General features: G+C 55.8%; 11 protein-coding genes. 6 read left to right on the top strand and 5 right to left on the bottom strand.

Features of this window, described 5'->3' with window-relative positions; genetic code table 11:
* Nucleotides 1-3: 3 nt before the first annotated feature.
* The gene (locus K0J45_RS14270; protein ID WP_220043043.1) at nucleotides 4-813 is read right to left on the bottom strand and encodes a substrate-binding periplasmic protein; all 810 of its coding nucleotides are present in this window, start codon (nucleotides 811-813) and stop codon (nucleotides 4-6) included.
* 327 nt (nucleotides 814-1,140) lie between these two features.
* Here K0J45_RS14270 and K0J45_RS14265 point away from each other — a divergent pair, with 327 nt between their 5' ends.
* The 5 genes from K0J45_RS14265 to K0J45_RS14245 all read left to right on the top strand — a co-directional run bounded on the left by K0J45_RS14265 (nucleotide 1,141) and on the right by K0J45_RS14245 (nucleotide 9,549).
* Complete coding sequence (locus tag K0J45_RS14265) at nucleotides 1,141-4,173, top strand: EAL domain-containing protein (protein ID WP_220043042.1); 3,033 nt, start codon at nucleotides 1,141-1,143, stop codon at nucleotides 4,171-4,173.
* Between the two features lie 84 nt (nucleotides 4,174-4,257).
* On the top strand, nucleotides 4,258-5,613 hold the full coding sequence (locus tag K0J45_RS14260) for a DEAD/DEAH box helicase (protein ID WP_220043041.1): 1,356 nt from the start codon (nucleotides 4,258-4,260) through the stop codon (nucleotides 5,611-5,613).
* Between the two features lie 85 nt (nucleotides 5,614-5,698).
* Complete coding sequence (locus tag K0J45_RS14255) at nucleotides 5,699-6,772, top strand: CobW family GTP-binding protein (RefSeq protein WP_220043040.1); 1,074 nt, start codon at nucleotides 5,699-5,701, stop codon at nucleotides 6,770-6,772.
* A gap of 112 nt (nucleotides 6,773-6,884) precedes the next feature.
* Entirely contained in the window at nucleotides 6,885-8,255 is a 1,371-nt protein-coding gene (locus K0J45_RS14250) for an MATE family efflux transporter (RefSeq protein WP_220043039.1), read from the top strand.
* 229 nt (nucleotides 8,256-8,484) lie between these two features.
* Nucleotides 8,485-9,549 carry a TonB family protein gene (locus tag K0J45_RS14245; protein ID WP_220043038.1) on the top strand — a complete coding sequence of 355 codons (1,065 nt, stop codon included), beginning with the start codon at nucleotides 8,485-8,487 and terminating at the stop codon, nucleotides 9,547-9,549.
* A gap of 45 nt (nucleotides 9,550-9,594) precedes the next feature.
* Here the strand turns inward: K0J45_RS14245 and nadK are convergent, their stop codons facing one another.
* Nucleotides 9,595-10,473, bottom strand: a complete 879-nt coding sequence (gene nadK, locus K0J45_RS14240; protein WP_011866570.1) for an NAD(+) kinase — start codon at nucleotides 10,471-10,473, stop codon at nucleotides 9,595-9,597.
* Between the two features lie 365 nt (nucleotides 10,474-10,838).
* Between nadK and grpE the strand changes: the two genes are divergently transcribed.
* On the top strand, nucleotides 10,839-11,456 hold the full coding sequence (grpE, locus tag K0J45_RS14235) for a nucleotide exchange factor GrpE (protein ID WP_011866569.1): 618 nt from the start codon (nucleotides 10,839-10,841) through the stop codon (nucleotides 11,454-11,456).
* A gap of 85 nt (nucleotides 11,457-11,541) precedes the next feature.
* Here grpE and dxs read toward each other — a convergent pair whose 3' ends face one another.
* Genes dxs through xseB form a run of 3 tightly spaced genes read right to left on the bottom strand, consistent with a single transcriptional unit; the run spans nucleotide 11,542 to nucleotide 14,554 of the window.
* On the bottom strand, nucleotides 11,542-13,410 hold the full coding sequence (dxs, locus tag K0J45_RS14230; RefSeq protein WP_220043037.1) for a 1-deoxy-D-xylulose-5-phosphate synthase: 1,869 nt from the start codon (nucleotides 13,408-13,410) through the stop codon (nucleotides 11,542-11,544).
* Nucleotides 13,411-13,432: 22 nt separating this feature from the next.
* Nucleotides 13,433-14,314, bottom strand: coding sequence for a (2E,6E)-farnesyl diphosphate synthase (gene ispA, locus K0J45_RS14225; protein WP_220043036.1), 882 nt, complete (start codon nucleotides 14,312-14,314; stop codon nucleotides 13,433-13,435).
* Entirely contained in the window at nucleotides 14,315-14,554 is a 240-nt protein-coding gene (gene xseB / locus K0J45_RS14220) for an exodeoxyribonuclease VII small subunit (RefSeq protein ID WP_011866566.1), read from the bottom strand. It lies immediately after the preceding gene.
* Nucleotides 14,555-14,616 lie beyond the last annotated feature (62 nt).

Here is a 14,616-nt window from a genome sequence, read left to right as displayed (position 1 = left end):
GCGCTATTTGCTGGCGATAGCCTGTAGGCTGTTCATTATGCTCTGATAGCTGCCGTCTTGCTTAAGGGCCTTGAGGCCGAGATCTAGCTTGTCGGCAAACAGCTGGGCGTTGGGACGCTGCTTGGAGAAGGCCACATAGAGGTCGCCGGTATGATTATGCACGCTGCGGCTAATCACCTTGCCGACCCCCATCTGACCAAGATACTGATTGGCCACCTCGTCGTACATGATGGCGGCATCGATGCGGTTGAGCAGCAGCAGGTTGATCAGCTGATTGTGATTATCCACCTCGACTAATCTGAGCTGTTTGAGCTGTGACAGCTCATCGCCATATTCATAGCCCTTGATGATGCCGACAAGCAACCCCTGGGGCAGGTGCCACTTGTCTTCTGCCTGCAGCGGATGGGCATTGTTCTGGTAGAAGGAGGCTGAGGTGGTGAACAGGGGGATCTGGCCGAAGACAAACTCCTCCTGGGTCTTGCGCTCTTTGTGCAGATTAAAGACACCATCCACTATGCCTTGCTTGGTCATCACCACGCCACGGGCGTAGGAGACCACCAGACTGTCGACATCGACATTGACCCGGGAAAACGCCTGCTTGACCAGACGATGGGACAGGCCTTTGCCATAGGGATCGGCAAAAGGCGCCCAGTTATCTTCGGCGGCCAGCTTAACCTTGAGCGGCGCCGACGGGCTGTCGGCCGAGGCCATATTCAGCTCCTGGCCGGTGGAGGTGAGGCTAAAAAGCGCCAGCATGAGTGTCAGGCCAGAGATGAGGTGATTGATTTGCCGAGATAAGCTGGGGTGCAACATCAGATTCCTTGCAGCGGTCGCGTCCTTATGTTGCCCATGATAAGGGGTTTTCGAGGGAGATCAACTGCATTGCTGCGGCTGACGGAGTGTTTTTTGTAGCATTCGAGCTACATCTGTGTGGAGCTTAGGCGATTTAGGCTGTCATTCTCCGCTGCCGCGGTGATTTGTATGGCTGGGCAAGGGGTTAGCGGGATTGAGGGAGAGGCGTTCAAAATCATTAGCTTATTATGATTTAGTGGGTTTTTTTTTCGGGGCTTCTGCTACACTCTGAATGATGTTATCAGGTTGATAATAAAAAACTTAGCCTCGAGAAAATTTAAGCCTTGTATGAATCAAGATACATTATTTTCGCTCTCTCAAAATGCCGCGCTCTTGTTGATCATGGTATTTATCTACGACGCGGTGCCACGGCACCATCGTAGCGAGTATTTTCTGTTGTGGCGCCTCATCATGGGGGTTGTGATAGGCGGCGTGACAGTACTGACCATGATGACTTCCTGGGAATATCAGCCCGGGGTCTTTATCGATACCCGCTCAGTGGTGTTGGCCATCAGTGGGCTCTTCTTCGGTGGCCTGCCCACCTTCATCGCCGCTTCTGTTGCCTGTGCTTATCGCCTGTTCCAGGGGGGCGATGGCATGCTGGTCGGGGTGACAGTGATTCTGGTCTCTGCCCTGTTTGGTAGTCTGTGGCGCTACTATCGCAAGACCACCATCGCCGATCTCAGCTTTATCGAGTTGTATCTGTTTGGTTTCCTCCTGCATTTCTCGACCCTGTCGCTGCTGTTTATTCTGCCCTTTTCCATGTTTGTCGATCTCCTGGTGCAGATCGCCCTGCCTGTGATGTTGATTTTTCCCATAGTGACGGCCCTGCTGGGCATGTTGCTGGCCAGGCGGCTGGAGGTGGAGCGGGACGCTAAGATCCAGCTTCAGGATGACTTTATTTTTCGCTCGCAATTTAACGTTGGCAACATGGGGATAGCCATCACCTCGGTCGATCAGCATTGGATCAAGGTCAATCCTCGCCTGTGTAAGATGCTCAAATATTCCGAGACAGAGCTGCTCAACCGCACCTGGACTGAGCTGACCTATTTTGAAGATCTCAAGGCGGATATGACCCAGTTCCAGCGCATGTTAAAGGGGGAGATAGATGCCTACGAGATGGATAAGCGCTTCGTCGCTAAGGATGGGGAGATCGTCTATACCCACCTGACGGTGGCCTGTCGCCGCAACCATAACATGGTGGATATGGTGATCGCCGGCCTTATCGACATCACAGAGCATAAGCGGGCAGAGATGGCGATGCGCACCAGTCAGGAGCGTCTGGCCTTGGTGCTGGAGAGCAGCGATCTTGGCATGTGGGACTGGGATATCAAGAGTAACGAGACCAAGCGTAATCCCTGGTGTGCCAAGGTACTGGGCTGCGACCTCGAGAAGCTCAATCGTGACAGCCGTATCTGGATCGACGCCATCCATCCCCAGGATAGGATGGGGGTGCTGAACTCCATCGACCGTCACCTCAAGGGGGAGACCCAGAAACATTACATCGAATACCGGCTGATTAGCTTAAGCGGCGAAGAGCATTGGATCTTGGATACCGGCAAGGTGGTCAGCCGTGACCGTAATGGCCTGCCGACCCGCATGTGCGGTGTGCACTCGGACATTACCGAGCAGAAGAAGGTGCAGGAGTCGCTGGAGCTGGCGGCCTCTGTGTATAACAACTCCAGCGAAGCCATGAGCGTACAGGATCACAAGGGGCGGATCATCACCATCAACGCCGCCTTCACCGCGATTACGGGGTACAGCCAGGAGGAGGCGCTGACGCACAACATCCGCATATTGCAGAGTTCCCGCACCCCGAGAAGCCAATACGATGAGATGAACAATGCCATTCGCGATACCGGCTATTGGCAGGGGGAGCTGTGGATCAAGAACAAGAGTGGTGAGGAGTATATGGTCTGGTTGACCATCAATACCATCTTCGACCAGCACGGCCAGGTGTACCGTCGGGTGGCGCTCTTCTCCGACATCACCGAGAAGAAAGAGGCGGAGCATATCATCTGGAAACAGGCCAACTACGACCCCCTGACCGGCCTGCCCAATCGCCGCATGTTGCTGGAGTACCTCAATACCGAGATATTGCGCATAGACCGTAATCATAGCCACTTTGCCCTGATGTTCCTGGATCTGGACTTCTTCAAGGAGGTCAACGACACCCTGGGCCATGATATGGGAGATCTCTTGTTGCAGGAGACCGCCAAGCGGCTCAAGGGCTGCATCCGTGAGTCGGATGTGGTGGCGCGCCTGGGGGGCGATGAATTTACCGTAGTGCTCTCGGGGATCGACTCCCCCAGCGGCGTCGAGCGGGTGGCCCAGAGCATACTGGAGCGCATCGCCGAGCCCTACAGCCTGGGGGATGAGACCGCCTACATCAGCGCCAGTATCGGTATTACCATCTATCCCGACGATGCCACCAGTATCGAGGGGCTGCTGAAACATGCGGATCAGGCGATGTACGCCGCCAAGGAACAGGGGCGCAACCGTTTCCACTACTTTACCCCGTCGATGCAGGAGTATGCCCGCTATCGCATGGCGCTGATCAAAGATCTGCGTAACGCCATCAATCGCAAGGAGTTTGAGCTCTTCTACCAGCCTATCGTCGACATGAACAAACAGGGGGTCTACAAGGCGGAGGCGCTGATCCGTTGGGTGCATCCCCAACGGGGGCTAGTCTCGCCGGGTGAGTTTATTCCTGTGGCGGAAGAGACTGGGCTTATCAACGAGATAGGCAACTGGGTATTTGAGAAGGCCGCCCAACAGAGTGCTCGCTGGCGAACTCAACATGGCGTCGAGATCCAGATCAGCATTAACAAGTCGCCAATTCAGTTCAGGGACGAGGGCGATACTTTCAGCGACTGGTTGGCGCTGCTGCGCCATCTGGAGCTCTCCAGCAACGCCATCTGCGTCGAGATCACCGAAGGCCTGCTGCTGGATGCCTCCATGGGAGTGACCGACAAGCTGCTGGCCTATCGCGACGCCGGTATTCAGGTGTCTCTGGATGACTTCGGCACCGGCTATTCGTCGCTGGCCTATTTGAAGAAGTTCGACATAGATTATCTCAAGATCGATCAGTCCTTTACCCGTAACCTCGAATCCGACAGCGACGGCGTGGCCCTGTGTGAGGCGATCATAGTGATGGCCCATAAGCTGGGGATCAAGGTGATCGCCGAAGGGGTGGAGACCCAGTTCCAGCACGATATCCTGGCTAGCGCGGGATGTGATTTTGCCCAAGGCTATCTCTACTCCAAGCCTGTCTCCCTACCGGAGTTTGAGCGCCTCTATGTTAACCCCGAGGCGCGCTAGCCTGTGCAGTGAAGATAGCATTACCTTTATGGGGCGCTTTTTGCTAGACTCCGCGCTCACTTTTTGTCAGCTCGCAGGTTGCCCATGAATTTCGATGCCCTCCCGTTAGACCCCTTACTGGCCCAGGCGGCTAAGGCCTGCGGCTACGAGACCCTGACTCAGGTTCAGGCCAAGGTGATCCCCACGGCCCTAGCCGGGCGGGATCTGATGGCCTGCGCTCAGACAGGAACCGGTAAGACGGCGGCCTTTAGCTTTGTGTTGTTGCAGCGCCTGCTCAATCAGCCCAGACAGCAAGGGCAGCTCAGCGCCCTGGTCCTGACTCCAACGAGAGAGCTGGCGATCCAGGTGGCAGACAGCATCAGTCGCTACAGCCAGTTTACCGAGCTGACCACACTGGCCGTCTATGGCGGCGCCAACATCAATCCCCAACGCAAGGCCTTGGCGAGAGGTGTCGATATCCTGGTGGCCACGCCGGGGAGGCTGTTCGATCTCTTGGGCCAACATGATTTGAGCCTGGAGACGGTAGATCAGCTCATTGTCGATGAGGCGGATCGCATGCTCGATATGGGATTTGTGAGAGATATCGAGCGCACCAAGCGGCTCTTGTGCGTGTCTCACTCGACCATGTTGTTCTCGGCTACCTTCACCCCAGAGGTGAAGGCATTAGCCACTAAGATGCTGGATAACCCTGAGTGGATCAATGTGACCAGCGCTAGTAGTGGGCCGCAGATCGAGCAGAAGATCTATCCCTTAGATGCAAGGCGTAAGGCGGAGCTGCTGGCCGAGCTTATCGGTCGCAATAATTGGCAACAGGTGCTGGTGTTCGTCAACACCAAGGAGAGCGCCGAGCGCCTGCACCGCGAGTTGAAGCTCGATGGTATCAAGAATGCGGTGTTTCATGGGGATAAGACCCAAGGGGCGCGCAATCGGGCGCTGGAGCAGTTTAAGGCCGGCGAGCTGAGGGTGTTGGTGGCGACCGACGTGGCTGCCCGCGGCCTGGACATCACAGCGCTTCCCTTAGTGATCAACCTAGAATTGCCCGATGAGCCTCAGGACTATGTGCACCGTATTGGTCGTACCGGCCGCGCCGGTCTTAGCGGGGTTAGCATCTCCTTCGTCGCCAAGCAAGATGAAACGGCACTTGCGGCGATCGAGGCTCTTATCGGCAAGACCTTGCCACGTGAGGTGCAGCCTGGATATGAGCTGGGGGCACCGCTACCGGCAAGGTATCGCGAGCTCGACGCCGCCGCGCAGCCAAAGGCCAATCAATTTAAGAAAGGCAAGGGGAAGAAGTTTGGCAACCAGGATAACAGAAGGGGACAGAGTCGCACTAAGGCGCCCCAGCGAAAGGCGCCCCAGCGCAAGGCTAGTAGCGACAAGGCTAGTAATGACAAGGCGAGACGCCCATCGAGTGATAAGGGGTTCAAGGGCAAGCGCTAGCAGGTAAAGCGAGGCCTGCTGAAAAGGATTGCAATCTCAGGCCTGCCCTCTACACTGGGGGCGATTTTTCAGTGCGGAGCCGCCAATGATCCTCAAGCCCATCCCTACCCATGTCGTGACAGGTTTTCTCGGTGTGGGAAAAACCAGTTTTATCCAATATTTGCTCGCCCATAAACCAGCCGATGAGACTTGGGCCGTGCTGGTAAACGAATTTGGCGAGATTGGCATAGACGGTGAGCTGCTCAAGGGGGAAGGCGGTGATGTCGCCATCAAGGAGGTGGCCGGTGGTTGTCTCTGCTGCGCCGCCGGGGTGCCGACTCAGGTGGCGGTCAACCAGCTTATCGCTAAGGCTAGGCCAGATCGCCTGTTTATCGAGCCCACTGGGCTGGGCCATCCCAAGGCCATTGTCGAGACCCTGAGTCAGGGGCATTTCAAGCCGGTGCTGTCGATGCGCGCCAGCCTCTGTCTGGTGGATCCCAGAAAACTCAAGGACCCACGTTACCTCGAGAGCGCGCTGTTTACCGATCAGCTGCGTATCGCCGACCTTATCCTGGCGAACAAGATGGATCTGGCAAGCCTGGCCGACTTGCAGCAGCTAGAGGCCTATTTGAAGCAGCAATCCATCACGGCCGAGGTGTTGCCGGTGCAGGTGGGGCCGCTACTCTCGGTAAAAGAAGCCAGTCTGTATCAATATCTTGAGAAGCACTATTTTGCGCGCCCTACCGCCTGGCGCGTTAGCAAGCCTGCAGCCTCGACAGGCTCCTCGCTATTAGGCAGCCGGCCCGCGATGCCCTTCGATGAGGCGGATGATGCGCGTAAACTATCGATTGATGAGCAGGCATTTGATGAGCTGGGGATTTACCGCGCCAGCAATCGGCATGAGGGCCGTTATACCCTGGGCTGGGTGTTCGACTGTCGCTATGAGTTTGACTTCGAGGCTTTGGTGGCCTGGGTAAAGGCCCAAGATTGTCTGCGCCTCAAGGCGGTGATGATAACAGATGAAGGGATCGCGGCCTTTAACTATGTGGACGGTCAACTCGGCGTGATGGAGCTGGATGATAGCCTGGATTCGCGCCTGGAGATGATAGCCGAGAAGCCGCTGCCCGAGGCTGAGATTGAGCAGGCGCTGCTCAGTCTAACTAAACGTCTGTCTAACTAAACGTCTGCCTATCTAAACGCTTGGCTATCTGATATCTTCGCTTTCCAATAGCCGTTTAGGTGTTGAATCAACACACTATCAACAACCATGATAGAGAAATTTTCCGAAAATCATGACCGAGCATCATGCCGCGCACCAGAGTGATGAGCACTCAGATTTAGCCACAGCCCCCATCCCTAAGCTGGTGTGGCGCTATGCCATTCCCACCATACTCTCTATGGTGGTGACCGGCGTCTATGTGGCCATCGACGGCATGTTTGTCGGCCACTATCTTGGTGAGGTGGGGCTGGCGGGCATGATGCTGGCCTATCCCGTGGGGGCGATACTCTACGCCGTCGGCGCCCTGATAGGCATGGGCGCCGCATCATTGGTGTCGATAAACCTGGGGCTAAAAGATGTCGCCCGGGCGCGGCACTTGCTGGGTAACGCCTTCACCCTCTGCCTGCTGGCGGGCACCGGACTGGCCCTGCTGGGTACCCATTGGAGCCAGACCATACTCATCTGGCTCGGGGCCGAAGGGGAGGTGCTGACCAGCGCCGAGCAGTATCTGTTTTGGTATTTTGCTCTCGGGGTCTTTCCCGTATTGGCCATCGCCTTTACCGCCTTGCTGCGCAACGATGGCCGCCCCGGCTTCGTCACCCTGGTGCTTATCCTCTCAGGCTGCTTGAACGTGTTATTGGATTGGCTGCTGATCGTCGTCTTTCCCTATGGCCTGGCGGGCGCCGCCATCGCCACCATGATCTGTCAGGCCTTCACCGCACTCGCCTGCCTGCAGCATTTCTTCACCAAGCGCACGCGATTGGGGATAAACTGGCAGCAGATGCGTCTGAACCTGGACCATTGCAGCAATATCCTCAGGGTCGGCGTGCCAAGCTTCTTGATGAACCTCTACCTCTCCATCGTCCTGACCCTGCATAACATGGCGTTTCTCTGGGTTGGCGGCCCCATTCATGTGGCGGCCTATGGGGTGGTGAGCTACGCCGAGGCGCTGTTCTATCTGATCTTCGAGGGGATTGCCTTCGGTACCCAGCCCCTGTTTAGCTTCAACACCGGGGCGAAGCGTTTCGACAGGGTGTTCGAAACCCTGAGACTGGTCATCATCATGACCCTGGTGACCGCGCTGGCGGGCGTCGCCTTCATCTACTGGGCGCCCGAGTATCTGGTCTATATCTTTGCCGGGGATAATCCTGAGCTGACGCCCGTGGCGATAGAGGGGATGCGTCTCTACTTCTGGGGACTGCCGTTCGAGGGGCTTATTCTGGTGGGCGCCGCCTTCTTCCAGGCGATCAACCGTCCAAAGGAGGCCTCGATATTGACTGGTAGCAAGCTGGTGTTGATCGCCATGGTGCTCTACCTGTTCGCCTGGCTGTTTGGGGTCACAGGCGTCTGGATCTCCCTGGCGAGCTGCTCCTTGTTGCTGACCATCTGGATGGTTTACACTTTAACTAAGCTTTCCAAGAAGTTAACTGACCCTATGTTTTAAGTTAGTCAGGGATTTAAATTAGCCAGTGATTTAAGTTGGCCTGGATTCCTGTTACCCTAGTGGCGATTGTAGTTTCCGCGCCGCGAGTCGATACTCCGGGTGTGCCAAGGTGGGCGTATCCTGGCTGAGATTCGGCAAGGCTATTTAAATTTATATAGGAAACTAATCGCTGGACGCCATTCTCTATATGAGAATGTTGCAGGATCACAAATAAGGATATTTGTTCACTATGAAGAAGTCATTATCAGGCCTCGCCCTGGTGTTGTGCGCGCACTTCGCTGCGCCCCTAAGTTTCGCATCGCCCTTTAGCGAAAGCTACGCCGCCTATCAGCAGGCGCTGGCCGGGCAAGATAAAGCCCAGGTGGCACTTACCGCGGCTAAGGCCTACGAACTCGGCCAGGGCTATTTCGAATCAGACAGTATCGATCTGGTTAATCTCGAGCTTAATTTGGCCACTGCGCTGCAAGATAGTGGCGAGACTCAGGCCGCCCATGAGCATTTCAACAATGTCATTCAGGTCTATCGAAAACATTTTGGCCGCGATGCCATAGAGCTTGTCGATCCCTTGATTGGCGCCGCCCAGACAATGCCCGCCTCGAGAGAGAAGGTGGATCTGTTTAAGCAGGCGATCGCCATAGCCGAGGACGCCGATAAGCCGCTGCTGCTGGCCGAGGTGAAGATGTTGACCTTCCATGGTTTGGCTTCGACCCATTTCTATACCCGGGAGATACGTGACGAGGCGCTGGAAGCCTATGAGATCTATCGCCAAGAGATGCCGGCCGATGCCATGGCAAGGCTCAAAGCCACCTACTATGTTGGCATGATCAAGGCGGCGGAGAAGAAGTATGACAAGGCGGTCCCTCTGCTCGAAGAGGTGATCAAGCAGTTCTCCGTGCTCGACTTTAGCCATCCCTACAAACTAGCCGCCCATGCGCGTCTGGTGGAGATCTATGAGGCCGAAGGCGAGAGCGACAAGTCGACCCAGCATTGTGTGGCGATCGGCAGCATGAAGCCCTGGTCTGACGAACAGGAGCAGGCGCCCCTCTATCGGGAAGCGCCAAAGTATCCGATCTCCTATGCCAGAGATCGCCGGGAAGGCTGGACCCAGATGTCCTTTACCGTGGATGAGCAGGGGTTTGTGCGTGACCCTGTGGTGCTGGCCTCAGAAGGGGGGCAGCAGTTCACCCGCGAGTCGCTAAAGGCCATCAAGCGCTGGCGCTACGCCCCTAAGTTTGTCGATGGTAAACCCGTACCTGCCGAGGTGAGCGTGCAGCTCGAGTACAAGGTCAATTAACAAAAAGCCCGCGATAGATGCGGGCTTTTTAATGATACGTGTGGCCTAAAACAGCTTGCTGCCCCAACCCAGTTTGTTTCGAAGCACGTGGAAGTAGTTGTAGCCCTTGGGGTGGATGAGTCTGAGCCGCTCCTTACTGCGCCTGACGATGATCTCATCCCCCGGCAATACTGGTAGGGTGACGTGACCATCGCAGCTCACCTCCAGGGCGTCGCCGTTGTCCGGTGACACGACCAGCTTAATGATGCTGCAGGCGTCGACCACGATTGGGCGGCAGGAGAGGGTATGGGGAAACATTGGCACCAGGATCAGGGCTTCCAGATTCGGCGTCAGTATGGCGCCACCGGCAGACAGCGAGTAGGCGGTCGAGCCCGTTGGGGTGGAGACTATCATGCCGTCGGCGCGCTGGCTGTACATGAACTTGTCGTCGATATAGACCTCGAACTCGATCATGTGGGCAATCTTGCCCGGGTGGAGCACCGCCTCGTTGACCGCTGTGTTGCTCGACTTCATCTCGCCGTGTCTGTGTACCTCTGATTCCAGCAGGAACCTGTGCTCTGTCTCATACTCGCCCTGGAGCACCTTGCCCAGGGCCTCTTCGAAGGTATCTGGGGGCAGGTCGGTAAGAAAGCCCAGGTTGCCGCGGTTAACGCCAATCACGCCGATATCGAAGCGGGCTAACACCCGTGCGGCGCCGAGCATGTTACCGTCACCGCCCACCACTATGGCCAGATCGCAATACTCGCCAATCTGCAGCAGATCCACCGATTTCACCTGTGGACCTATCTCGGCGGCCACCCGCTCTTCGACATAAACATCGTAGGACTGCATGGTCAACCAGTGATGCAGACGTTTGAGGGTCTTATGGGTCCCTGAGTGATGGGGTTTGCCGATTAAGCCGATTGAGTGAAACGCTTTGCTCATATTTCTGTTTGATCCATGCCTTAGGGGCTGTTGAACTTTCCTGTTTGTTTTTGCAGCAATTTGTAGGCCATTTATCCCAGGCTGAGCCCGTGTCATGTAGTTATTCTACATAAACGGGCGATAACGCAGTAGAAATGGTCTACAAAAGCTGCCCGAAGGGTTCATCTAAACACCCCTTGAGTCGTGTGGCGTACTATTACATAGAATAAGTATGCGACACAGCGCGGGCCTTGAGTAAAAAGCGTTTAGATAGAACAAAAATCAAATCTGAAAGATAAACAGACCCTAGGGCTTGAAACCTCAAATTTGATCCCCATAATATGCCCAGAGCATGCAGAAACAAAGCATTTTTAGCTGGAGTAACAATGAGCAAAGAGTCAAACAAAGCCCAAGAACCACAGATTGAAGAAACCGAAGCTGTAGCCGTTGAAACCGAGGTGGTTGAAGATGCAGCCAGTTTGATGGACGAGCTTACCCAAGCTAATTTCCGAGTTGAAGAGCTGGAGCAGGCCTTGGCCGCTGCCGAAGCTAAGGTGGAAGAGCAGAAAGATTCTGTGATCCGCGCCGCCGCCGAGGTAGAGAACGTGCGTCGCCGTGCGGCGATCGACGTCGAGAAGGCCCATAAGTTTGCCCTGGAGAAGTTTGCCAACGAGCTGCTACCTGTTATCGATAACATGGAGCGCGCGCTGCAAGGCACCAGCAGTGAAGATGAGGCCACCAAGGCTATCTACGAAGGGGTTGAATTGACCCTGAAGACCTTCACCAGCGCCGTGGCCAAGTTTGGTCTGACCCAGGTCGATCCTCAAGGTGAAGCCTTCAATCCGGATCATCACCAGGCGATTGGTATGCAGCCTAGCGAGGAGTTCCCGGCCAATACCGTGATGATGGTGATGCAGAAAGGTTATATGTTAAACGAGCGTCTGTTGCGTCCTGCCATGGTGATGGTATCTCAGGGCGGTGCCAGCGTCGATACTCAGGCTTAATTGGCTGAGGCTGATTTAAGTCAGTAAAAGAAAGCGATAAAAAAGGCCTCAATATGAGGCCTTTTTTGTTCGCATAAAATGGATTTTAGTCCGCCAGATAGGCGCGGATCTGCGCTTCGATGCCCGGGCCATCCAGCTGTAGCTCGGCCAGGATCTCACCGCACTCGCCATGTTTAATAAACTCATCGGGCAGGCCGATATTGAGCACAGGCATAGGCAGCTTAAGCTGTTGTAGCAGTTCGAGTACGCCCGAGCCTGCACCGCCCATGATGGCGTTCTCTTCCACAGTCACCAGCAGATCATGGCTGGCGGCCAGCTGTTTCACCAGCTCCACATCCAGCGGCTTAACGAAGCGCATGTCGGCCAGGGTGGCATCGAGCGCCTCGGCCGCCTGACTTGCCGATGCCAGCGTGGTACCGAAGTTAAGGATGGCGATCTTCTTGCCTTCGCGCTTGATCAGGCCCTTACCAATCTCATAGGCGGTCATGGCCTCGACCTGAGGCTCGCCGGTGGCGCTGCCACGTGGGTAACGGATCGCCGTCGGGCCCTCGTTGTAGCAGTAGCCTGTGTAGAGCATCTGGCGACATTCGTTCTCATCCGACGGCGCCATGATCACCATGTTAGGAATGGCTCGCATGTAGCTGAGATCGAAGGCGCCCTGGTGGGTCGGGCCGTCTGGGCCGACGATGCCGCCGCGGTCGATGGCGAAGATCACCGGCAGCTTCTGAAGCGCCACGTCGTGGATCAGCTGATCATAGCCACGCTGCAGGAAAGTAGAGTAGATCGCCAACACAGGCTTGTAGCCTTCACAGGCGAAGCCAGCGGCGAGTGTCACCGCATGCTGCTCGGCGATGGCTGCATCGAAATACTGATTCGGGAATCTCTGGGAGAACTCTACCATGCCTGAGCCTTCACGCATGGCCGGGGTGATCCCCAGTACCTTGTCATCCTTCTGTGCCATGTCGCACAGCCAGCGACCAAACACCTGAGAGAAGGTGGGGTTAGCCGGTTTTGCGGCTGGCTTAGCAAAGGTTGAAGGATCGAACTTAGGCACGGCGTGCCAGCCGATGGGGTCTTTCTCCGCCGGCTCATAGCCGCGTCCCTTCTTGGTCATGATGTGTAGAATCTGCGGGCCCGAGAGGTTACGCATGTTGCGCAGAGTCTCGACCAGGGCGTCGACATCATGGCCATCGATAGGGCCGATATAGTTAAAGCCCAGCTCCTCAAACATGGTGCCGGGGACGACCATGCCCTTGAGATGTTCCTCGGTGCGCTTGGCCATCTCCTTGATGACGGGCATCCCCTTGAGCACCTTCTTGCTATTTTCGCGTATGGTGGTGTAGAGACGGCCCGACATCAGCTGCGCCAGGTGGTTGTTCAGCGCGCCGACGTTCTCGGAGATCGACATCTCGTTGTCGTTGAGTACGACCAGCATGTCGTTGTGCAGATCGCCGGCGTGGTTCATGGCTTCAAATACCATGCCGCCCGTCATGGCACCGTCGCCGATGACGGCCACGACCTTACGGCCTGCCTGTTCCTTCTCGGCGGCAACGGCCATGGCCAGCGCCGCGCTGATAGAGGTGCCTGAGTGACCCACGCTGAAGGTGTCATATTCGCTCTCTTCCCGCCAAGGGAAGGGGTGAATGCCGCCTTTTTGGCGTATGGTCGGCATCTTGTCTCGACGACCCGTGAGGATCTTATGGGGATAGGCCTGGTGGCCCACGTCCCAGATCAGGCGATCGAACGGGGTGTTGTAGACATAGTGCAGGGCTACCGTCAGCTCGACCGTGCCCAGGCCAGAAGCGAAGTGGCCACTGGAGATGCCTACCGACTGTAGGAGATAACTTCTGAGTTCGTCAGCAAGTTTTGGTAGCACACCCTGGGGAAGCTGTCTTAATTCATCTGGGGTGTCGGCCTGTGCCAGCACAGGGTATTTCGTAATATCCAAACTCATAGCGAGATTCTTTGGCTCTTTATTATACTCTTCGCTCTATGATGAAACGGGCGAATTCGGCAATTAACTGGCTATTGTATGGTAATTTAGCCAGCGCTGATAGGGCGTCTTCGATCAAACTTTTCGCAGTCGCTTGGGCCCCGGATAAACCGAGTAGTTTCGGATAGGTACTCTTGTTCGATTCGCAGTCCGAGCCCTGGGGCTTACCCAGCTCTTCTGTACTGGCGATGATGTCCAGCACGTCGTCTTGTACCTGGAAGGCGAGGCCGATGGCGTCGGCAAATGTTAACAGATGGCTCGCTTGTTCATCTGTGACCTTGGCAGCAATGATAGGTAATTCTACTGCACAGCGAATCAAGGCGCCGGTTTTTAATCTGTGTAACCGCTTTAGGATCTCGAGATCTATCTGTCTGTCGGTGGCGTTAAGATCCATCGCCTGACCACCACACATGCCGCTGTAGCCAGACGCTTTGGCGAGGGCGCGCACCATGGCCAGTTGTTGGCTGGCACTCAGCTCGCTGCCTTCCTGGCTGATGATCTCGAAGGCCAAGGTTTGCAGGGCATCCCCAGCCAGGATGGCGGTGGCCTCATTAAAGGCGATATGTACGGTGGGTTGGCCGCGGCGCAGGGCGTCGTCGTCCATGGCCGGTAGATCGTCGTGGATCAGCGAGTAGGCATGAATACATTCGATGGCGGCGGCGCAGGCATCTAGCCTTTCCAGTGGCACACCCAGCATCTCGCCCACGGCGTAGACCAGAAAGGGGCGGATACGTTTTCCGCCAATCAGGGCACCGTGTTCCATGGCGGCCTTGAGTTGTGGCTCGGTATCGTCTTGTGCATTGATAAAATGGCGCAGCTGGCCGTCGACGCGCTGCTGGTATCGCGTTATCGCTTCGTTTAGCAATTATTCGCCCTCTGGCAGATAGGGTTGCAAGCTGGGTTGATCTTGTTCCTGGGTCAAGATAGAGACTTTTTGTTGGGCCTGTTCGAGTTTGCCTTGGCTGTTTCTGACCAGATTGATGCCGCGCTCAAATTGTTTGAGGGCGTCATCCAGAGAGACATCGCCCTGCTCAAGGCTGGTGACGATGTTTTCTAATTCTGTGAGTGACTCTTCGAAGGTCAGGTTTTCAGGTTTTTTGGCCACGGTGATTTTCCCAAGAATTTAGCGACAGACAAAGTATCTCAGTCGACCCTAGGGGTCAAATT

This window comes from Shewanella alkalitolerans (assembly GCF_019457575.1).
GTDB lineage: Bacteria > Pseudomonadota > Gammaproteobacteria > Enterobacterales > Shewanellaceae > Shewanella > Shewanella loihica.
Note: the sequence above shows the minus strand (reverse complement) of the source record. Positions and strands in the feature narration are given on the sequence as shown.

What these genes read in the sequence shown, in the direction of transcription:
- K0J45_RS14270 (WP_220043043.1), bottom strand. Translation starts at nt 813, where the DNA reads ATGTTGCACCCCAGCTTATCTCGGCAAATCAATCACCTCATCTCTGGC.
- K0J45_RS14265 (WP_220043042.1), top strand. Translation starts at nt 1,141, where the DNA reads ATGAATCAAGATACATTATTTTCGCTCTCTCAAAATGCCGCGCTCTTG.
- K0J45_RS14260 (WP_220043041.1), top strand. Translation starts at nt 4,258, where the DNA reads ATGAATTTCGATGCCCTCCCGTTAGACCCCTTACTGGCCCAGGCGGCT.
- K0J45_RS14255 (WP_220043040.1), top strand. Translation starts at nt 5,699, where the DNA reads ATGATCCTCAAGCCCATCCCTACCCATGTCGTGACAGGTTTTCTCGGT.
- K0J45_RS14250 (WP_220043039.1), top strand. Translation starts at nt 6,885, where the DNA reads ATGACCGAGCATCATGCCGCGCACCAGAGTGATGAGCACTCAGATTTA.
- K0J45_RS14245 (WP_220043038.1), top strand. Translation starts at nt 8,485, where the DNA reads ATGAAGAAGTCATTATCAGGCCTCGCCCTGGTGTTGTGCGCGCACTTC.
- nadK (WP_011866570.1), bottom strand. Translation starts at nt 10,473, where the DNA reads ATGAGCAAAGCGTTTCACTCAATCGGCTTAATCGGCAAACCCCATCAC.
- grpE (WP_011866569.1), top strand. Translation starts at nt 10,839, where the DNA reads ATGAGCAAAGAGTCAAACAAAGCCCAAGAACCACAGATTGAAGAAACC.
- dxs (WP_220043037.1), bottom strand. Translation starts at nt 13,410, where the DNA reads ATGAGTTTGGATATTACGAAATACCCTGTGCTGGCACAGGCCGACACC.